This is a genomic window from Brevibacillus sp. 7WMA2, from assembly GCF_010748895.1.
GTDB classification, from domain to species: Bacteria; Bacillota; Bacilli; order Brevibacillales; family Brevibacillaceae; genus Brevibacillus_B; species Brevibacillus_B halotolerans.
Genome location: NZ_CP048799.1, coordinates 3,218,139 through 3,238,336 on the forward strand (window position 1 = coordinate 3,218,139; position 20,198 = coordinate 3,238,336).

Consider the following 20,198-nt stretch of genomic DNA (forward strand, 5'->3'; position numbering starts at 1 on the left):
ATTTACTTTCTTTTATGAAAAGGATTTTGAAAGTCGAGGATTATAAATAGCTCTAATAAAATGTATGTTTCATCAAAGGGTCTCAAAAAAGAAAAGTATGAACGACGTTATGATGACATCTGTTAACGTATCATAAAATCAACATCTAGGATGGATTTATGGAAGTGTTCATCCCCATATTCGAAATATGCACATGCTGAATGGATGTAAAGTATCCCCCTTTCGAAAATATCCAGTCATTCATGGTCCAAAAAAGCCATCCCTATGGGCTCTGTTACTTTTTCTTCTGTTTTCTTGGCTTAGGATTTATCGATCCTAATAAATTACGTACGGAGACGATTTTATTTTGTTTGGTATAAACCCGTGGTAATCGATAATTAAGCATGCAGGCTACCTCGTAATTAATCGTACCCATTAGTTCGGCTACTTCTTCAAGTGTGATCTCTTCCTTGTCAGATCGACCGTAAATCACAACCTCATCTCCTACTTTTGCCTTGATTTTATTTACACTTACCATGCATTGATCCATCGTTATCCTGCCTACCACGCTAAATCGCTTTCCTTGTAAAAGGACGCTTCCCTTATTCGAAAGCAAACGCGAAAAACCGTCTCCATACCCGATCGGAAGAGTAATAATCTGTTCCCCTGGTGAAGCGATATAGGTAACACCATAGCTTATGCCAAGCGGCTTTTGCATAAACTTCACATTTGAAACACGGGTTTTTACTTGCAGAGCAGGTTTTAGATTAAGTATATGTAATGACTTTATATAGACAGATGGATATAATCCATACATTCCAATTCCTAGTCGAATATAATTAAATCCCCACTCAGGATGAGTCATCGCTGCCGCAGTATTGCAGCAGTGAATAGCAGGTAGTTTAAACCCTTTTCTCTTTAAAAATCCTAAATAGTCTTGAAATCTTTCGAATTGTTGATTCAAATAAGTGACATTCTGTGAATCTGCCGTGGCAAAATGAGTATAAATGCCATCCCATTGAAACACTTCACTGTTATAGACACCCTTCGCCACAGAAAGAAGGGCTTTTTTTGTCCTTACACCAATTCGTCCCATACCTGTGTCGATGTTGATATGTACAGACAAGCGTTTACGCCCCTGTGTGGCTATGTCCTTCTTATCTTGAGCATTCTTTGTTATTGATTTGTCTTCATTTTTATCTGCATGGTTATCTCCATTGTTATCTACATGGTTATTGGCTTTCTTCTTTTCCTGTTTCTTGCTTAAGATTTTTTCCGCTTTTTTTATCCAATTCGTTTGAAACACAGTGCATGAGATGTTCCATTCAAATGCTTTTTGCACTGCTCTTATCGGTGTATAGCCTAAGATCAGTATGGGACACTTGATGCCTGCCTTCCTAAGGACAATCCCTTCATCTAGAAACGCGACGGCTAGAGCGGTAGCGCCTGCCGCTAGGGCTTCTCTTGCGACTGCTACGGAGCCATGTCCATATGCATCTGCTTTCACTACTGCCATGATTTCAGTTTTTTTTGGTATATGCTGTCGAAAGGTCAATATATTGGTCCGTATATCGTCCAAATTGACCTCTACCCACGTATCACGATAGAATTTGTTCATTTGAAAACACCTCTTACGTTTTTCAAAAAGTATATGAGTCTCCATTTCACAATATCCATTAGATACGCCTTACATCTGTGTGATATTTCAGGGAACATTAGAAGTCGGACCTGGGTAGAAGTCGCCTTTACACAGCAAAAAAACCATGATCCCGTTCGACCATGGTTTTTGCTGTTGCTTTGGTTTATCCAGTTTTCACCGTTACATGATAACCGGCATGTTTTCGTACCTGGAAAACTCCAATATCCATAATTAAATATTGACCTTTTACACCAAGTAGCTTTCCAGAAACACATTCGAGCTTGTCCAAAGATAAAGAATTAATTTTAGACAAGGTTTCTAAGATTGGATAGGTAATATCGATCCACTCGTCTTCACGCAATTGGAATGGCTTAAACTCTTCCGGAAATTTCTCATAAGCTTCTTCCCGAAGTTGAATTAGATCGGCTTCTTTTACTTCACCTTTTAACATTTTGCGCCAGTTGGTTTTGTCTGGCATGAATTGGCTAAGATGTACCTCAAGCTCTCCTGCCATTCGACGTGTTGGGAGCTCTGCGATCGGTATAGCCCGAACGGCTCCTTGATCTACCCAACGTTTTAACTCATTGTTCTTACGGGTAAGTCCCACTTTGACATCGCTAGAGAGCGCCAGATATACATAATGCGGAATCATGCAATGTGATTCTCCAAAGCTCTCATCTCTACAGGTTCCTTGGTCAAAATGACATTCATGCGGTTTGACAATACAAAGATCGTTCTCTGGTCGTTTCGTAAAACAAGGATAACAGTAACCACTATTAAAAGTTTTATTGGTTTTGCGTCCACAAGCAATACAATTTTTTTGTCCATCATATTGAATCGAAATTTGTTGTCCAATCCACTCATTCAGACTTATTTTTTCTTCATTTAAATGAAGATAATAATCGACAGGTTGTTCTTTTCCTTGATAGGTATGTGCTAGTCCATGCAGCAAGCCGCTTTTTTCCAACGCCATGTCACTCCTCTCGCCCTTAACATTTTCCCTCCATGATACCATATCCGACAAACTTTGCGCTTTTCTTCCAGCATGTTCTTATCCCTGTTCGGTCAACCTAAGGAAGGAAATGACGGAAGAAAGGAGTGGTTTTACCGTGAAGAAGCGATTGGCAAGAAGCTTTACATGCTGCCTTGCCCTCATAGGTTTAGCATGGTTAGGGGTAACTTCATCAGGTTCTGTTGGTCTTTTTGCCAATCGAATGGTCTATGAGCCTATCCACCGAATTGAAACGCAAAAAAAGGTGGTGGCTTTAACCTTTGATGATGGTCCAGATCCAACTTATACACCTCGTATTCTAGAAACGCTGCATAAGAACGGTATTCTTGGCACCTTCTTTGTCTTGGGCTCCCAGTCTGATAAATATCCTGTCATTATGCAATGGATAAAAAAAGCTGGCCATGAAATCGGAAACCATGGGTATCATCATTACGATCTAAATAAATTAACCGAGCAAGAGATCTATGATGAAATTAAACAAGCTGAAAAATCCATATACAAGGCTACAGGTGTCCTCCCCCAATACTATCGTCCGCCAGGGGGTGTGATTACCACTGATGTAATGAATGCTGTGCAATTGTCGGGTTATGATATCATCTATTGGTCGGTTGATCCGCGAGACTGGTCCTTAGCTCGCACCTCATCTGTTATTGTGAACAGTGTTAAAAAGCATACCTCCCGGGGGGATATCATCCTCTTCCACGATGGCGGGATGAATCAAAAGCAAACCTTAAAAGCCTTACAGGAGCTCATTACTGATTTGCGTTCTAAAGGATATAAGTTTGTTACTGTTAGTCAATTGCTGGATGAGGGAAACAAAGTTCATTGATACTGAGCAAGCAGATGTTGACTGCAAGGGATAACCTGACCGTAGCATTATCCCTTGTACAGCTTCCATCTGCTCTTTTTACAATCCGACAAATTTATTGATAGATTGAAGCTTTCCTGTATCAGTAGCATACCCGGCTGATGAATGGGCTCCATGATGCGGAGAAGATGGACGCGAATTTTTAGGAGTAGATAAAAAACCAATGAGTCTGGCAGAGTTTAATACCACCAATACCGAAGTAATATTGTGAACGAAAGCACCAAATACCGGGCCCAACACGCCTAATAAAGCAAGCAGAATAGCAGCGCTGTTAATAGCTGTAGAAATGATTAGATTTTCCCGGATCACTTGTACTGCCTTTTGACCCAACCGCATGACATCGGCAATTTTGCGCAGATCATTTGACATTAATACCACATCAGACGCTTGCGCAGCAATTTGGGTACCGTGTACGCCCATCGAAATCCCTACATCAGCTAGTGTTAGCGCTGGGGCATCATTAATCCCATCACCAATCATCGCTACCTTACGACCTGCTTTCAGTTGGCGCTCTACCTGCATATATTTCATGTCCGGCATTTGTTCCGCATACACCTGTGTAATTCCCAGTTGTTCTGCCATAAACCGTGCCGCACCCTTGTTATCTCCAGTAACGACCGCTACCTCAACACCTGCCTTTGCTAATGTTTCAACCGTTTCCCTAGCTTCAGGTCGAAGCTGATCAGATACTGAAATGAGTCCTAGCAGCTTGTGCTCGGAAGCAATAAGAATATTCGTCTTTCCTTCCTTTTCTTTCGTTGTAAGCAAGCCTTGGACCTGATCAAGACCTATTCCTAGTCCCTTCATAAAGGATGGATTTCCCACATAGATGCGTTTCCCTTCAACAACCCCCTCAATTCCACTGCCAGCATGCATGATAAAGGATTCTACAGCAGGAAGTTCTAATTCCCATTTTTTAGCTTGATGTAAAATAGCTGTAGCAATCGGATGCTCCGAATGCTGTTCCAAGGCCGCTGCCCAACGCATTACCTCTTGGGCACTATGCTCCGCGTGTGCAATCCCGGCAACGGACAATGCTCCTTTTGTTAGCGTACCTGTTTTATCAAATAAAACCGTATTAATTGAGCCTAACTGCTCTAGTGCTACACCGCTTTTAATTAAAATCCCATTTTTAGCTGCGTTTCCGATCCCTGCCATAATCGCAGTCGGAGTAGCCAGTACCAAAGCACAGGGACAAAATACGATTAGAACGGTCACAGAACGCACCATATCATGTGTAACAAGATACACCAGAATAGCCAATAATAAGCTAGCTCCGACGATCCATACCGCCCATTTGTCCAACAAGCGCTGTACAGGTGCCCTCTTCTCCATTGCTTCCTCTACCAATCTCGTTACCTTCGCAAATGCTGTTTCTTCTCCTACACGAGTGGTTTGAATTTCTAGGGAGCCGTTTGTGTTGGTAGTACCTACGAATACTTCATCCCCTTGCCGCTTCTCAACAGGTAAGGACTCTCCTGTTAAAATTGCCTGATCAATCGCAGCCTGACCAGCTACTACAATTCCATCCACTGGTATCTGCTCACCCGGTTTTACCAGTACCAGCTCACCTACTAGCACTGAATCTGCTTTTGCCTCAATCCACTGTCCCCCTCGCATGACGCGAGCTTGTTCAGGAGTCATTTCTACCATTTCCTTTAAAGCCGAAGTGGCTTTGGCAACGGTTTTCTCTTCTAGCCACATTCCAATTATCATAATAAAGGCTACCTCAGCCGCAGCTAGTAGCTCCCCAATACAGGTAGCCGCGATGATTGCAATCGTGACCAAGACATCGCTATTCAGACTTCGTTGCTCCCATAATTCCTTACCTGCTGTAATGGCAATGGGTACCCCGCATACCACAATGGCAATCCAAGCAGGATCAATCCCTGCGATACTGCCCCATAGCCAGCTAATCAGAACACACACACCTGAAAGAATCATCATCCCTTTTTGTAACATACAATCACCCTTCTTTCTTTTTTGGTTTGAATTTTTACTTTGTTGAGAAAGAGAATCATACTTAAAATTCCCCTAAAAACAAACGAAGCTGCTACCCGAAGGTAACAGCGTTCATGCGGCTTTATGCATTTTTCCATAGGTGAATATAATTGAACAAGGCAAACTTTTTAATAATGATTACAATCATAGTATAATTCTTTTTTACATGCGTCAAGAACAATTTTGGAAAAGAAAAAAGACCTAGTCGTCATAGCTAGGTCTCGTTTATCCTACTTCATTTCCACTCCTTCAAACTCTTGAATAGATGTAGTCTGCGCTTTCTCTGGTCGGAAGAAAAGAGCTGCCAAGAAGAAAACGATAAACATAGCACCCATCGCCACAAAGATTGAGGTTGGAGAAACGTAATTGATTAAGAATCCATTAACACTAGGTGTAATAATACTTGCTACGCTAAAATTCATGCTTGCAATAATTCCTGCAATCGGAATTAAGCCTTGTGGCAGGATATCAGCACAATAAGCTAATCCTAGCGAGTAGAAAGAGCCCACCGCTGCTCCCGCAGAAGCTAATAACAGCATCATTAACGGTACAGAGGATGTTGCCAACGGGAACAGCATAAACGCGATGCAGCCAATTATGGCACAGTACATCATGACTTTTTTGCGTCCTACTCTGTCACTTAGGGTTCCAAGTGGCAACTGTAGGAATAAACTACCTACTACAAAGGATGGCAAAATAATAGAAACGGATTCTGCCGAAATTCCCGTACGTAGGGCCGCGATCGGAAAGCTGCCGTTTAACGTTGTTTCCATAAAACCGTATAGGAAAGCTGGAATCAAAGCCAGCCATGTCATTTGGATAACCATCTTGTACTTTTCTCTTGATTTAACTACCTTTTTTCCATCGTTTGCTTTTACTTCAGGTGGGAAGGCGTTACGAATTTGTAACAGCATGAAGAAAGCCACCAGATTACAAGCAACAAGTGCCATAAAAGGTGCCCACAAGCCAAACGGCATTAAATTAATGGCTAATGGTCCTACGCTAAAACCAGCTCCATAAGACAGACCGTATAGCGAAAGATCACGCCCACGTCGCTCTGGTGTAGATGTTGCCGTCACCCAGATCTGACTGGTATAATGCAGAGCAGAGTCGCCCATCCCCATTATCAAGCGGAGGACAAACCATACACTAAGCGATGTAAACAATGGAAGTAATAAAGTAGAAAATGTCACCAGTACAAGTCCTATAAATAGACATGTCCGATAACCCCATTTTCGTAAAAAGATTTCCATCAATGGCGACATAATGAACATTCCGACATAGAGAGCAGCAGCATTCAAACCGTTAGAAACAGCAGAAATGCCGCGTTCCTCTAACAAGATAGCTAGCAAAGGAAGCGTCAATCCCTGAGTAATACCAGCAATAAAGACCACTACGAGCAATGTTGTAAAAGTAAAGCGCGATGATTTCATGTATGCGATCTCCTTTCCATTAGAAGATCATACACCGTATCCCTACTCTTCCACAACCCTCTACTTTTTCTCAATTTACTTTAAAGGCTTTCCTTGCTGAAGCTGATACACCTTATAATAGATAACCTGCTTCTCCATTAACTCCTCATGGTTCCCCTGCTCAACGATCTCTCCCTGTGACAACACCCATATAACGTCGGTATCCTGAATGGTTGACAGTCTATGAGCAATGATAAAAGTTGTTCTTCCTTGCACTAGAACCTTCAAAGCATCCTGTATCGCCGATTCCGTCTCACTATCAATCCTAGCTGTTGCTTCATCTAATACAAGAATGGCTGAACCCACTTTCCAACACTTCCCCATCCACAAGTCCCAAAATTCAGTCAATTATAAAATAGGACTCCTAGCTTTCCTCTCTTTTTTTCGCTGCTTCCATTCCTGCTGTAGCATTCCATATACAGCATGGTCCACGTAATGATCGTACAGCCATTCATTTCCTCTCATAATTCCTTCTAATTGAAACCCTAGCCGTTCCGGGATAGCACGGCTTTTCTCATTTTGTACAGCAGCTGCAATTTCTGCCCGATGTAAATTCCACTTCCCAAATACCAAGTAATCAAGATATGCCTCAACTGCTTGCGTCATGATACCCTTCCCCTGAAATTCAGCCCCCAGCCAATAGCCAATTACCGTTTTACGATGATTCCATTCGATAAAATTGGCGGCAACTCTTCCTGCAAGTTGGCCTCGATACCAAATCGAATAATGAGTTCCCTGCATATTTGCTGCCTGTTGAATGGCAAAGCGAATATTATTTTCCGAATCCTCTATATCTCGCACATTATCTAGCCACGGCAAAAACTCCCGTAAATAATCTCGGTTTTTTTCTATTAAAGCAAAGGTGACTGCTGCATCCTCAATACGAACTTCCTTTAGCTCCAAATCAGGCGATATGACGATATTTTTCATGCTTCTCCCCCTTTTTTTAGCCTTTTTTGATGCAATAGATTGAACAATAATTCTCTAAAAAACAAAAATCACCTGCTTGCCCTGTTTAGCAGGACAGCAGATGACTCTGTTTGATTGCCACTTTACTTTTGTAGGACCTGCTCCCGTTCAACCGTAATCTCTCGCACGATCGCCGTGATATCTGTGATTTCTGCCAAATGCTTACGATTGAGAATGAAGGATTGGCCGATCTCTAATGCCAGTCTTTCGGCTTCTGCTCGAAGCTCCTCTTGTTCAATTCTATTTAAATCAGCTACACCCGCCAGTCCAATCACGCGTCTTAGGATTTTGCACCCAGCATATCCTGCCGTATCCTGTAAGACCTGAGATACATAATCCTGCCAAAAATCAGGAACATGCGCACTACGCTCCTCCGCTTTTTTATGCCACAGACGAACGAATTGCGATACAAACTCATTCCAGACGTTTTCTATCGTATCCAATAAGTAAAAACGATACTGCTCCCGTTTCTCTATGTCGGCTTGGAGGCCGTGCTGTCCTGCATAATTTAAGACAAGATTAGCGATGATAGCCCCAATGTCAAAACCTATTGGCCCATAAAAAGCAAACTCGGGATCAATCACCTTTGTACTTGTTTTGGTGACAAAAATACTGCCTGTATGCAGATCACCATGCAACAAAGCTTCTGCTCGTGTCAAAAAGTCGTATTTTAGCTTAGCAATCTCTCGACGTAATGCGTGATTCCCCCATATTGCTTCTACGTCTTGGCGGATAAGCGGATTAAAATGATTGGTGTCATGGTCCTCATATGGATCAGTAAATACAAGATCCTCCGTAATTTTACATAGCTCTGGATTAATGAACCTACTCACATTAGCCTTTTTAGCAAAAGGATTCATTCCAAGATCAGAGGTAAAAAATAAGGTATGAGCTAGAAAAGTTCCAATATGTTTAGCGAAATGCGGGTATATCTCTCCCTCAATAAGGCCTGCACGGAGTAGCTTATGATCACCTACATCCTCCATAATCGTCAAAGCCAGCTCCGAATTGTGATGGTATACCTCAGGTACTAAATCTCCTACCAGCTCTCGCTGAATTTTGAGCGCCTCTGCTTCAATCCGAGATCGGTCCAGCGTTAACGGCCATGATTCGCCAACCACGCGGGCATAAGGCAAAGCCTGCTTCACAATGACACTTTTACCGGTCTCTTCATCCGTTATTCTAAAAACCAAATTTAAATTGCCATCACCAATTTCTCGGCTAACAAGAGGCGCAGCTTGTGTAAAAATCGTTCCCTGATTCTGTACGTATAAAATGGATTCTTGAACCGATAACGCTTGATACCCCATATCTTTTCCTCTCCTTTTACCACTCTAGTCTCGGTTGATGTATTGATCGTAATGTGCCAGGGGATGAACGATTCCTCCTAGATTGGCTAATAAGCGATATTTGGTTAATAGGTTAACTTGATACACGCCGACTCGCTCCCAAACTTCCCATGGCTCAAGAATCTTCCACTGCCCCAAATCCTTTGCAATAAAAAAATCTTTGCCACGAAACCGAATCCATGTGTGACTGCTAGGAGCCTCCGGTGAAAATAGGCGAGACCGCGACAAATAATCATCACCATATTCCATAGCAAGCAAGAACAATATACGATGAGCTTCCTCCCAGTTCCTTTGCAATAAGACATGCCAGGAGCCGCTTTCTTGCTCCGTAAGTTTTCCGCGCAGATGACCGAATGCATGACTCAAGGCATTACAGGCATTGCCTGAATCAATAGGCAGTTTTCGCATCTTCTGAAATTCATGTAATAACTGTTCTGCAAATATACTCCAATCGCGTTCTCCTGTTTCGCGAGACGTTTTTACTTGATCCCGAAATGCTTGTGAGATTTGCTTATATTTTTGATAACACCTCATCATGACCCAATACTTATGCTCTGCCCATATCTGTTCACACCATGCTTTGCTTACCAAAGAAAAAGAAAACCTCTTTTCCGAAGAAAAGAGGTCGTTTTGACATGTCATATTCATAAAACGTTCCCCCTTATCTACCAGAATTTTACATGTCTCTGCAGGAATTAGCACCGTGCACATGCCAGGTTAGCGGCTATGTGTCGGTTGCTGGGTTTCATCGGGCCAGTCCCTCCACCGTCTCTGGATAAGGTATCCATTAAGTATATGTAATTGTAGATGAACACAGGTTCCTATCCTGCGTAGCTAAAGCCTCATAAATGAATCGTTAGTAGAAATATACACAGGTAATCCAGTTATGTCAAACAATTTATTCAACTCAGTTTTTATTTATAAAAAGGGTTGACGCATGTTACAAAAAGGGATAAGATGATCTCCAAGAATCAGCTTCAATTTTGACAATTACAACAATTACCTAGCTCTTATTGAGAGAAGGCGGAGGGACTGGCCCTATGATGCCCGGCAACCCTCGCATCGGGATAAACGATGCGAAACGGTGCTAAATCCTACACATAATCGTGCTGTACTGATTTATGTGAGAGATAAGAGAAGAAGATGATCTGTCTATCGGACGCCTCCTTCTCTTGAAGGGGGCGTTTTTAGTTGATAAATTCTCTACCTACAAGGAGGTCATCCATGAGTACAGATCGAATCCTCGTAACCTATTTAACTCAAGCAAAGGATTTACAAAAAAAAGCGGAAGGTATTGCAGTTGGTATGACAGTAGGCTCATGGACGGACCTTCCTCTGGCAAAGCAGGAGCAGCTACGCCCCTATTTAGGTGAAGTAGCGGATGTATCTCCTCTTGAATCCACCTCGTCAGGTGAAACACGAGGTTATATCACGATTAGTTATCCAACCATATGCTTTACACAGGATATCCCTTCTCTTCTTACAGGGGTATTTGGCAAACTATCAATGGACGGGAAAATCAAGCTGGTAGACATTCAGCTTCCTCCTTCTTTTTTACAAGGCTTTCAGGGTCCAAAATTCGGCATAAAAGGAATACGGGAAATAACCGGTGTGCATGATCGTCCATTATTAATGAGTATTTTTAAATCATGCACAGGTTTGTCACTAGAGGAACTAGAAGTGCAGTTTCGTGCCCAAGCAGAAGGCGGCCTTGATTTGATTAAGGATGATGAAATTTTCTTTGCTGATGATAAAGCTCCATTTATCCAACGTATCAAACGCTTCAAAGCCATCTCAGATGAAATTGCAGAACAAACCGGCAAGCCTGTCTTGTATGCCGCTAACCTTACAGGGCCTAGCTCACAGCTTATTGAACGGGCGAAGCAAGCTGTCGATGCAGGTGCTTCCTGCCTTTTGTTTAATGCACTTGCTTTTGGCTTCGATCTCCTGCAACGTCTAGCAGAAGACCCGGACATTCAAGTGCCAATCATGGCGCATCCCGCACTCGCCGGCGCCTATTATCCTAGTCCTGATCACGGCATTGCCGCTCCGCTCCTGCTCGGTAAGCTATTGCGTTTAGCCGGGGCTGATTTAGTGTTATTCCCTTCTCCATACGGAAATGTGGCATTAGATAAGAGCGAGGCTACTCAGCTAGCTAATCATTTAGTCGAGGAACACGGCACCTTGCAACCTGCCTTCCCTGTTCCATCAGCGGGTATTCATCCCGGATTGGTTCCCCAACTGTACGCCGACTTTGGCCTAGATCAGGTTGTTAACGCAGGCGGCGGCATTCATGGGCACCCACTCGGAGCAACAGCAGGCGGTCGGGCATTCCGTGCCGCTATTGATGCATCCGTGAATGGAATCAGTCTTACAGCAGCAGCTTCCGACTCTAATGAACTGCGACTAGCACTAGAAAAATGGGGAGGTTCTGCATGACGAAACAGCTTGTGCTTTTTTGCGATTTCGATGGAACGATTACAGAAAAAGACAATATTGTGGCAATCATGCGCCACTTTCATCCCCCAGGCTGGGAAGAGTTAACCGAACAAATTTTGACACAACAAATATCCATTAGAGAAGGCGTAGGAAAGCTGTTTTCCCTGCTTCCCTCTTCACTCGAACATGAAATCACTCAATTTGCTGTAGAGAATGCCCGCATCCGCCCTGGTTTTGCAGAGTTTGTGGATTATTGCCGGCAGGAAAACGTGACTCTGCTCATTACAAGCGGAGGTATCGATTTTTTTGTTCATCCGATTCTTGCTCCGTTTCAGCTTGATGGCCCAATTTATTGTAATGGCAGTGATTTTAGCAAAGAGAGAATAAAAATTACGTGGCCGCATACCTGCGATGAGCATTGCCAAACAGATTGCGGAATGTGTAAAACTACCATTATTAGAAGCTATGATGCTACTTCTTATACACGTGTTGTTATTGGGGATAGTATCACTGACTTGGAAGGGTCTCGAATTGCTGATTTTGTCATTGCCCGTTCCTTCCTACTGGAAAAATGTCAGGAAGAAAATTTATCACATAAACCATTTACTACTTTTTATGATGTGATTTCAATTATTAAAGCCATTAGGGCCAAACAGGAGGGGATTGTGCTATGACAACAACACTTGAACAGCGCACCGCCGCTTTTAAAAAATTAGATGAGGTAAAGCTAACGTTTGCTAGAAGAGATTGGTTTCCGGGCACAAGCGGAAACCTCTCTATTAAAATCAGCGATGTACCCTTACAATTTGCTGTGACCGCCAGTGGCAAAGATAAAACCAAACTATCGCCAGAAGATTACTTGATCGTTGACGGCGATTGCAATTCTGTAGAACCTACCAATTTGAAGCCCTCTGCCGAAACATTAGTGCATGCTGTTGTCTACCAAAGCATTCCTGATGCTGGCGCTTGCTTTCATGTACACACGATTGCCAACAATGTGATTTCCGAGGTGTATGCGCAAAAGCAAAGCTTTACTATTCATGGTCAGGAATTAATCAAAGGACTGGGCATTTGGGAGGAAAACGCTCTTCTTACCGTCCCGATTGTAGAAAACTATGCAGATATCCCTACGTTAGCAGCGGCCATTAAAGAGGCGATCAAGCCTGATGTACCCGGCGTGTTAATCCGCAACCACGGAATATATGCCTGGGGTCGTAATGATTTTGAAGCAAAAAGACATATAGAAGCTTTTGAATTTCTATTTGAATATCAACTGCGCTTATTGCAAGTAGGTAATTTATCTGCAAAAGCGTCTGGTATTGCCATTTAATTTAGTCTGATTAAATAAATAATTCATAAGATTACAACATTAGGAGGTCCTTCTTCATGGCAAAAGTACGTTTTCACGATACCAATGAATATATTGAGGATAGAGAGGCGGTTCATGCTTTTTTAAACTCGCAGGATGTTATCTATGAATATTGGGGCGTGGATCAATTAGATCCTGCTTTACGAAATAATTACGCGCCAACTGATGCTGAAAAACAGCAAATTTTAGATACCTTCCAAAAAGAGATACAAGAGATTAGCGAACGCCGCAGCTACACTACAGCAGACGTCATTGTCTTAAGTGACAAAACACCAGAGTTAGATAAAAAATTAGAGAACTTCGTCAAGGAACATCATCACACGGATGATGAAGTCCGCTTTTGCGTAGATGGTCATGGTATTTTTGCCATTTTAGGCACAGACGGTCGCTACTTTGATGTAGAGCTATCCCCCGGCGATTTAATCTCTGTTCCTTCTTCCTATCGTCATTACTTTACCTTAATGGAGGATCGGAAAATTATTGCGATTCGTCTGTTTGTAACTCCTGCTGGTTGGGAAGCGATTTACTAGGAACATAATTAAGTGAACATCGGAAAATAGGGAAACCTTATCCTTAAGCGATTAGCCTGGTTTTCCATAACATAAAAAACGCTTGGATCATCCGTCCAAGCGTTTTTTATAGTCCGTATTCAAGCCACGATCTCTATAGCATCTGTAGCTATCCACGTAGGCTGTAGCTTTTTATTTAGGCTGAATCAAAGACTCCTGCTCAACCACGATTTTCATCGCCTGCCCAATTGCTGGTAGGCTCTTTGTTGTCACAGGACCATAGAATCCATAGACTTTTGTCCCTTTACGCAAGTCCTCTGCTTTTAATGGACTATTATCCTTTGCGTCGATAATCGGAGTATCTTTTGCTAGATTTAGCGCAATCATCTCAAAGGATTGGTCGTTTAGCTTCTCGCCTTTAATCACTACCTGCACGGTTCCATCTGTTAATGTTTTCGCTTCAACGACTTCACCAACCGTTCCTAAAACCTCAGGAGTAGCCATTTTATCATTTACCACGATTTTCACTGCATTGGTCATAGGCGGAATGCTTAAAGTCATAGCCAGACCGTGTTCAACTTCAATTTCTTGACCTAACTTCAAATCAGCTATGGTCAGCTTTTTACCATCCTGATTAACGATGCTTGTCTCGTCTGTGATGTTTAAACGCACACCGTTTGTAAATCCATTCACCATGATAGCCCCTTTAAGAGAAGCATCCTTTTCGTCAATAGAGATGTTAGTAATACTGCCTTTTTTCGTAACCCCTTGAGCTTGTTCGCCAATTTTTATTGTCCCATCCTCCTCAACAATTACTTGCTGATGAAGCACTTTATCAAAGAAGGTAACTGGCACGTAGGTTACTCCTGCTTTTGACTCGGGAGCTGATCCTAACTGCACATACATTTTATTTACACTGTATTGATCTTTCCCCACCGCAACTGCTGTCCATTGCGCATCTTTTTGCAACTCAGCACTCTTCGTTTCTGCATTCCAGGTAACCTTATAGCCTAGTTGATCAGAAATTGTACGCAAAGGAATCATTAGTACATTTTGTTTATTTGCGTATATGTCTAGCTTCTGATCGACTATTTTGCCATTTACATAAATCGCATGCTTAGATGCTGGTTTTGGCTGTATAAGATTTGTTTGCGTTAGTTGTGGTGTAGCGGCATAAGCAGAGATGGAGCTGGTAGCCACCACAGCGGTAACTAGAGCAGCACTTAACATTTTAAAGGTTTTATTCATTGTGGATACCTCCATTTTCATTAACAAAATTTCCATTTTGCTTGATTCACACTCTTTGACGAGGTGTTTTTCACAAACGTTTCAGGAAAAGATAAAAAAAATAAAAATAAAAAAACCAAAACCCGATTGTTAGTAAATCGGATCTTGGTTTTTTAGCATCAAATCAGGACGTCTACTCCAAAATGATCAGATACGACTGGCTTATTGGTTCCGTTAAAAATCACTTTTGATTCCTGGATAGAGACAGGCTGATTAACCCAGATATAATCGATCCGCAAGCCTTCCTGATTCCGATCCCATCCGGCTATCTTTCCTTGAACTGTACTGCCCTCGTCTCGAACCTTTGCGAGTAGAAACGTATCGTACCAGCCCTGCCCTTTTACCATGTCATAGCCTTCCCCTCTCGCTTTGGCATGATTATTAAAATCTCCCATTAAGAAGGTAAGTTCATTGTTATCCGTTCTCTTTATGAAACGTTCGAACTGAGCATGAAAGGGCTCCTCTTCATCCTCCCACCATCCGAAATGACAGGAAAAGAATGAAATGCACTTCTGATGATACTCCACAGTCGCTTTGATAACCTTGCGGGTTTTCCAATATGACGTATCTGTATGCTTGGATACATAAAATGCGTCTTGCTTTATAATGGGGAGGTTGGTTAGCAAAGCTACCCCTTCTTCGTATATCTCATAGCCGATATGGCAAAACTCCCAGACCATCCGATAATCGTCTAGTCCACGCTTCTGAAGCTCTTGTAATAACAGAAAAGCATAGTTATCTGCTTTAATCTGATCCTTTATCACTACAGCATCAATCGATTGGCTAACCTCTTGCAAAGCTATAACATCGTAGGCATGCTCTGCTATGGCATCCGCTAATTCCTCTAGCTTTTTTTGCTGATTAGATTCCTGCCACGAATGACAATTCAGTGTTAATAATCTCATATTAGACTCCTAAATAATCCTGAACGCTTGATTTAATCACATCTGCCTTCGGACCATACACAACCTGAACTCCCTTATCTTTTAAAATCAGTCCGAGCGAGCCTGTCTTTTTCCACTCTGATTCTTTAGCCACATCTTCTATATTTTTAACGGTTACTCGCAGACGAGTCATACAAGCATCCACATCTACTATATTATGCTGTCCCCCTAATAGCTGAACAATCGTTTCGGCAACACCAGTAGTGGTTTTCTTCAATTGCTCTTGTTTTGTGGAGGGCTCTTCCTCATCTGTATAATTTCCAGCGCGCCCTGGAGTAGGGAAGTTAAACTTTTTGATCAAAAAATGAAAGACCGTGAAATTCAATCCAAAGAAGACGAGGCATGTTATGGCAAAGTTGATGATATCCTGGATCATTCCCGCCCGTATCGCCATTGGTGTTCGTGTTAACAGCTCGATAAATCCAAAGGAATGTAGGCGTAGGTGAATAAAATCAGCCATCGCAAAGCTAAGTCCAGTCAAAATGGAGTAAACCACATACAAAAGTGGTGCGGCGAACATGAACATAAATTCAATCGGTTCTGTTACCCCTGTCAAAAATACCGCCAAAGCAGCAGAGAAAAACATGGATTTATATTTTGGTCGTTTCTCGATGTCCACATGACGATACATAGCTAACGCGATACCAAGCAATGACGCCGTTGACAAAATCATCTGACCTACTTTAAAACGAGCTGGCGTTACACTATTTAGCAATTGCTGATAAGCAGCTGTATCACCTTGAGAAAGTAGGTTGTTCAAATCAGCAACCCAAGCCAGCCACAATGGATCTTGACCCGCTACGACCTGACCTGCACTGGTACCAGTAAGCAATGTGTATGTACCGCCAAGCTGGGTATAATTAATGGGAACAGTCAGCATATGATGCAATCCAAATGGTAGCAATAAACGCTCTAGCATCCCAAAGATAAAGGGAGCAATCACAGGCGCAGAATCTTTAGAAGAAGCAATCCATTTTCCGAAATCATTCAAAATTCCCTGAATAGACGGCCAAATAACAGACAAAATGATAGCGGTTACAGCCGACCAAAAAATAACGACAAACGGAACAAATCGCTTCCCATTAAAGAAAGCTAACGATGCCGGAAGTTTATTGTAATCATAGTACTTATTAAAGATAACGGCCCCTAGGAAACCAGAAATAATACCAATAAAAACACCCATGTTAAGAGCAGGGGCCCCTAAAAATGAAATAAAATAATCTTTCACTACTAACTCTTTTCCAAATAAGGAGGAGACCGTAGCGTCAGGGCTTGATAACATATCCCCGCTTACTCCAAAAATTGCACCCGTAATCCGATTGATTAAGATAAAAGCAATCAGTGCGGCAAATGCGCCGCCTGCCCTCTCCTTAGCCCATGAGCCACCAATGGCAACTGCAAACAAAATATGAAGATTACCGATGATAGCCCAGCCTATTTCTTCCATCACGTGGGCAAATCTGACGACAAAGGTTACATCTCCACCTGCCATCGCAATCAGCTTGGCTAGAGAAATCATAATCCCCGCAGCAGGCATGACAGCAACTACCACTAAAAGTGCTTTCCCAAGCTTTTGCCAGAAATCAAAAGATGCCATGTTTCTCACTGTGACTCCCCCCTGAATACATCTATCATTTATTTTATCAACTCAATGAAATCGTTTGCGCAAAATCATTGTAATAAAAACGCTTTCATAAAACAAGAGAAATTTTATAATAGTTCCTCTTTTCGTCCCAAAAATAAAATCGCTTATTTCCCTTAACTGAAAATACATTTAATACAACTATTTATCCCTTCATAAACCAAATGAAAGACAGTCCCTTTAAGAGAACAACAATAAAATACTCGAAAATAAATTAGTGCAATCGGTTGCGCAATTAATTGATTGAAAATATAATGATTGTGAGATTCTTTCAAACATGCGGTCAACCAAAGAATAAAGGAGGTTTTTATATGCAAGATACCAGTTTTGCCATTCATCCTGGAAATGAACAAGCAAGCAATTCGAACCAATACTACGATATTGGTGCCTTATTAGACTATGAAAAAACTGATCTCTTCCACTTTCGCTGTAAGCGCGGTTGGGTTAGTCTGTCCTTTTATGCAGATGATATTGTGCGGATAACTATGAAACCGCTATCAAAACCTACCCTAGAAAGCAGCTTTGCCCTCATAAAAGCTTCTCAGGATGTCCATACAATATGTGAGGCCCATGATCAGTATCTCCTGATTAAAGCAGCTGGGCTTCACCTAAAAATCAACAAAAATCCTTTTCGCATTTCCGCCTATGATCCTCTGGGACGACTACTTGTAGCTGAGGGCGAGAGAGGAATGGCCTTTACACAAAAACAAGAAATTATTTGTTTTAAAGAAATGGATGCCGCCGACCATTTTTATGGATTTGGCGAAAAAACCGGCTTTCTTGATAAACGTGGGGAAAACATGACGATGTGGAATACAGACGTTTTTGCTCCGCATAATCCAGAGACTGATGCTCTCTATGAATCGATTCCGTACTTCATGACGATTCGAAATGGTTTTGCACATGGAATCTTTTTTGATAACACGTATCGCAGCGTTTTTGATCTGAAATCTAGTCAAACCCGCTATTCCTTCGGGGCAGAAGGTGGCGAATTAGATTATTACATTCTGGCAGGGCCTACTCCAAAGGATGTTATTACTCAATACACGACATTAACAGGCCGCATGGACATTCCCCCTAAATGGGCACTTGGCTATCATCAATCACGTTACAGCTATAAAAACGAGCAGGAAGTACGGGAACTGGTAAGAAATTTTAAGAATAAAGAAATTCCAGTCGATGCGATCTACTTGGATATTCATTACATGGACGGATACCGTGTATTTACTTTTGACTATGATCGATTCCCGCATGCCCATTCGCTGATTCAAGAATTAAAAGCAGAAGGGATTAACATCGTTCCCATTGTTGATCCAGGTGTCAAGCAAGATGCGGAGTACCCTATCTATCAAGAGGGAGTACGGGAAAATCACTTTTGCAAATACCTGGATGGAAATATATATGTAGGGGAAGTTTGGCCCGGAATCAGTGCATTCCCTGACTTTTCCAATACAAATGTGCGGAAATGGTGGGGACAGAAGCAAAAATTCTATACTGACATGGGCATTGAAGGTATCTGGAATGATATGAATGAGCCTGCTGTTTTCAATGAAACAAAGACCATGGATTTATCAGTCATACATGAAAATGACGGAAATCCAAAAACTCACCGCGAATTACACAATATCTATGGTCTCCTAATGGGCGAAGCAACTTATACAGGCTTAAAAGAACAGTTATCTGGAAAGCGTCCGTTTGTGCTGACCAGAGCTGGATACGCTGGTGTACAGCGTTATGCCGCTGTCTGGACAGGAGATAATCGAAGCTTCTGGGAGCATATGCAAATGGCGATACCTATGTGCATGAATCTTGGGTTATCTGGAGTGCCATTTACCGGACCTGATGTTGGAGGTTTTGCACATGATACTACAGGGGAATTGCTGACACGCTGGACACAGCTCGGAACTTTTACCCCCTATTTCCGAAACCACAGCAATCTTGGTACAGTAGCGCAAGAGCCATGGGCGTTTGGAGAAGAAGTGGAAATGATCACGAAGAAATATATTGATCTACGTTATAAATGGCTTCCGCACCTATATACGTTGTTCCGTGAAGCACATCAGACAGGTCTTCCTGTCATGCGCCCGCTTGTTCTGGAATATCCAAACGATCCACATACATCCAATCTGTCCGATCAGTTCTTGATTGGTGAGAATGTTTTAATCGCTCCAATCACTAGACCATCAACGTACCATCGCGTTGTTTATCTGCCAGAAGGCACCTGGTATGATTACTGGACAGACACTAAATTCGCTGGCGGTAAGCATATCATGGTTTCTGCCCCTCTCGATACCCTACCGATTTTTGTGAAGGAAGGGGCAATTATTCCGGAGGCACCAGCTAAATTATCCACTAAGGTTCCTGACGAGCAGATCATGATTCATCTCTATCCAAGCCAGCAACAATCAGAGTATATCCTGTATGAAGATGACGGAAGTACGTTCTCCTATCAAAATAATCAATATCTAGAGAGAAAAATTACTTGTCACCACGATGAAAATCAAGTAGAAATAAACATAGAGGACATTTACACAGGCTACTCTCCTTCTTGGAAATCTATGATTGTCCACGTTCACGGAGTAGATACGATGAAAACCATTTATGTAAATGGGCAAGAAGTGAAAGGCTCTTATTTGAAGGATAAGCAGATCTTCACATTTGAACTAAACCAATAATTATTCAAACAGTTGGGGGCACCTCCCTGACTGTTTTTTCATGA

Annotated in this window: 16 protein-coding genes, 1 pseudogene and 2 riboswitches; of the genes and pseudogenes, 6 read left to right on the forward strand and 11 right to left on the reverse strand. The window is 42.1% G+C overall.

Annotation, left to right across the window (positions count from 1 at the left end):
* Positions 1-274 precede the first annotated feature (274 nt).
* Positions 275-1,597 carry an alanine racemase gene (gene alr, locus GOP56_RS13440; protein WP_163245827.1) on the reverse strand — a complete coding sequence of 441 codons (1,323 nt, stop codon included), beginning with the start codon at positions 1,595-1,597 and terminating at the stop codon, positions 275-277.
* 184 nt (positions 1,598-1,781) lie between these two features.
* Complete coding sequence (locus GOP56_RS13445; protein ID WP_163245828.1) at positions 1,782-2,591, reverse strand: DUF2797 domain-containing protein; 810 nt, start codon at positions 2,589-2,591, stop codon at positions 1,782-1,784.
* A gap of 136 nt (positions 2,592-2,727) precedes the next feature.
* On the opposite strand from GOP56_RS13445, the gene GOP56_RS13450 reads away from it, so the two are divergent.
* A complete protein-coding gene (locus GOP56_RS13450) occupies positions 2,728-3,459 on the forward strand; it encodes a polysaccharide deacetylase family protein (RefSeq protein ID WP_003340970.1) in 732 nt (243 codons plus the stop codon).
* Between the two features lie 78 nt (positions 3,460-3,537).
* Here GOP56_RS13450 and GOP56_RS13455 read toward each other — a convergent pair whose 3' ends face one another.
* The 6 genes and pseudogenes from GOP56_RS13455 to GOP56_RS13480 form a co-directional block, all read right to left on the reverse strand.
* Positions 3,538-5,460, reverse strand: coding sequence for a heavy metal translocating P-type ATPase (locus GOP56_RS13455; RefSeq protein WP_163245829.1), 1,923 nt, complete (start codon positions 5,458-5,460; stop codon positions 3,538-3,540).
* 269 nt (positions 5,461-5,729) lie between these two features.
* Positions 5,730-6,932 (reverse strand): MFS transporter, encoded by a 1,203-nt coding sequence (locus GOP56_RS13460; RefSeq protein ID WP_003340973.1) that lies wholly within the window; start codon positions 6,930-6,932, stop codon positions 5,730-5,732.
* A 75-nt stretch (positions 6,933-7,007) separates the two neighbouring features.
* Positions 7,008-7,265 (reverse strand): annotated as a pseudogene (locus GOP56_RS13465) (multidrug ABC transporter permease); the annotation flags it as partial.
* A 54-nt stretch (positions 7,266-7,319) separates the two neighbouring features.
* Positions 7,320-7,901, reverse strand: a complete 582-nt coding sequence (locus GOP56_RS13470) for a GNAT family N-acetyltransferase (protein WP_163245830.1) — start codon at positions 7,899-7,901, stop codon at positions 7,320-7,322.
* 122 nt (positions 7,902-8,023) lie between these two features.
* Positions 8,024-9,250: an S-methyl-5-thioribose kinase gene (mtnK, locus tag GOP56_RS13475; RefSeq protein ID WP_163245831.1), complete on the reverse strand. Its 1,227-nt coding sequence runs from the start codon at positions 9,248-9,250 to the stop codon at positions 8,024-8,026.
* 24 nt (positions 9,251-9,274) lie between these two features.
* Positions 9,275-9,937, reverse strand: coding sequence for a DUF1722 domain-containing protein (locus GOP56_RS13480; protein ID WP_163245832.1), 663 nt, complete (start codon positions 9,935-9,937; stop codon positions 9,275-9,277).
* Positions 9,938-9,947: 10 nt separating this feature from the next.
* Positions 9,948-10,071, reverse strand: a riboswitch (SAM riboswitch).
* Positions 10,072-10,296: 225 nt separating this feature from the next.
* Positions 10,297-10,426: riboswitch (SAM riboswitch) on the forward strand.
* Between the two features lie 87 nt (positions 10,427-10,513).
* On the opposite strand from GOP56_RS13480, the gene GOP56_RS13485 reads away from it, so the two are divergent.
* The 4 genes from GOP56_RS13485 to GOP56_RS13500 are packed head-to-tail and all read left to right on the forward strand — an operon-like array spanning position 10,514 to position 13,627.
* Positions 10,514-11,728: a 2,3-diketo-5-methylthiopentyl-1-phosphate enolase gene (locus GOP56_RS13485; RefSeq protein WP_163245833.1), complete on the forward strand. Its 1,215-nt coding sequence runs from the start codon at positions 10,514-10,516 to the stop codon at positions 11,726-11,728.
* Positions 11,725-12,402, forward strand: coding sequence for a 2-hydroxy-3-keto-5-methylthiopentenyl-1-phosphate phosphatase (locus GOP56_RS13490; RefSeq protein ID WP_163245834.1), 678 nt, complete (start codon positions 11,725-11,727; stop codon positions 12,400-12,402). Before GOP56_RS13485 ends, GOP56_RS13490 begins: the two co-directional genes overlap by 4 nt.
* Positions 12,399-13,058 carry a methylthioribulose 1-phosphate dehydratase gene (locus GOP56_RS13495; protein ID WP_003340989.1) on the forward strand — a complete coding sequence of 220 codons (660 nt, stop codon included), beginning with the start codon at positions 12,399-12,401 and terminating at the stop codon, positions 13,056-13,058. The genes GOP56_RS13490 and GOP56_RS13495 overlap by 4 nt, the downstream gene beginning before the upstream one ends.
* A 56-nt stretch (positions 13,059-13,114) precedes the next feature.
* Positions 13,115-13,627, forward strand: a complete 513-nt coding sequence (locus GOP56_RS13500) for a cupin domain-containing protein (protein ID WP_096887059.1) — start codon at positions 13,115-13,117, stop codon at positions 13,625-13,627.
* Between the two features lie 171 nt (positions 13,628-13,798).
* On the opposite strand, the gene GOP56_RS13505 is transcribed toward GOP56_RS13500, so the two are convergent.
* From GOP56_RS13505 to GOP56_RS13515, 3 genes are all read right to left on the reverse strand, one after another.
* Positions 13,799-14,854, reverse strand: coding sequence for a copper amine oxidase N-terminal domain-containing protein (locus tag GOP56_RS13505; protein WP_254068423.1), 1,056 nt, complete (start codon positions 14,852-14,854; stop codon positions 13,799-13,801).
* A gap of 158 nt (positions 14,855-15,012) precedes the next feature.
* On the reverse strand, positions 15,013-15,798 hold the full coding sequence (locus GOP56_RS13510) for an endonuclease/exonuclease/phosphatase family protein (RefSeq protein WP_163245836.1): 786 nt from the start codon (positions 15,796-15,798) through the stop codon (positions 15,013-15,015).
* A 1-nt stretch (position 15,799) separates the two neighbouring features.
* On the reverse strand, positions 15,800-17,434 hold the full coding sequence (locus GOP56_RS13515; RefSeq protein ID WP_371807995.1) for a PTS transporter subunit IIBC: 1,635 nt from the start codon (positions 17,432-17,434) through the stop codon (positions 15,800-15,802).
* 356 nt (positions 17,435-17,790) lie between these two features.
* Between GOP56_RS13515 and GOP56_RS13520 the strand changes: the two genes are divergently transcribed.
* Positions 17,791-20,154 (forward strand): glycoside hydrolase family 31 protein, encoded by a 2,364-nt coding sequence (locus GOP56_RS13520; protein ID WP_163245838.1) that lies wholly within the window; start codon positions 17,791-17,793, stop codon positions 20,152-20,154.
* The last annotated feature ends 44 nt before the right edge of the window (positions 20,155-20,198 follow it).

Excerpts from the sequence above, each read along its gene's own strand:
- GOP56_RS13500 (WP_096887059.1), top strand. The coding sequence starts at position 13,115 with ATGGCAAAAGTACGTTTTCACGATACCAATGAATATATTGAGGATAGA.
- GOP56_RS13505 (WP_254068423.1), bottom strand. The coding sequence starts at position 14,854 with ATGAATAAAACCTTTAAAATGTTAAGTGCTGCTCTAGTTACCGCTGTG.
- GOP56_RS13495 (WP_003340989.1), top strand. The coding sequence starts at position 12,399 with ATGACAACAACACTTGAACAGCGCACCGCCGCTTTTAAAAAATTAGAT.
- GOP56_RS13480 (WP_163245832.1), bottom strand. The coding sequence starts at position 9,937 with ATGAATATGACATGTCAAAACGACCTCTTTTCTTCGGAAAAGAGGTTT.
- mtnK (WP_163245831.1), bottom strand. The coding sequence starts at position 9,250 with ATGGGGTATCAAGCGTTATCGGTTCAAGAATCCATTTTATACGTACAG.
- GOP56_RS13515 (WP_371807995.1), bottom strand. The coding sequence starts at position 17,434 with ATGGCATCTTTTGATTTCTGGCAAAAGCTTGGGAAAGCACTTTTAGTG.
- GOP56_RS13485 (WP_163245833.1), top strand. The coding sequence starts at position 10,514 with ATGAGTACAGATCGAATCCTCGTAACCTATTTAACTCAAGCAAAGGAT.
- GOP56_RS13470 (WP_163245830.1), bottom strand. The coding sequence starts at position 7,901 with ATGAAAAATATCGTCATATCGCCTGATTTGGAGCTAAAGGAAGTTCGT.
- GOP56_RS13460 (WP_003340973.1), bottom strand. The coding sequence starts at position 6,932 with ATGAAATCATCGCGCTTTACTTTTACAACATTGCTCGTAGTGGTCTTT.
- GOP56_RS13490 (WP_163245834.1), top strand. The coding sequence starts at position 11,725 with ATGACGAAACAGCTTGTGCTTTTTTGCGATTTCGATGGAACGATTACA.
- alr (WP_163245827.1), bottom strand. The coding sequence starts at position 1,597 with ATGAACAAATTCTATCGTGATACGTGGGTAGAGGTCAATTTGGACGAT.
- GOP56_RS13510 (WP_163245836.1), bottom strand. The coding sequence starts at position 15,798 with ATGAGATTATTAACACTGAATTGTCATTCGTGGCAGGAATCTAATCAG.
- GOP56_RS13445 (WP_163245828.1), bottom strand. The coding sequence starts at position 2,591 with ATGGCGTTGGAAAAAAGCGGCTTGCTGCATGGACTAGCACATACCTAT.
- GOP56_RS13455 (WP_163245829.1), bottom strand. The coding sequence starts at position 5,460 with ATGTTACAAAAAGGGATGATGATTCTTTCAGGTGTGTGTGTTCTGATT.
- GOP56_RS13520 (WP_163245838.1), top strand. The coding sequence starts at position 17,791 with ATGCAAGATACCAGTTTTGCCATTCATCCTGGAAATGAACAAGCAAGC.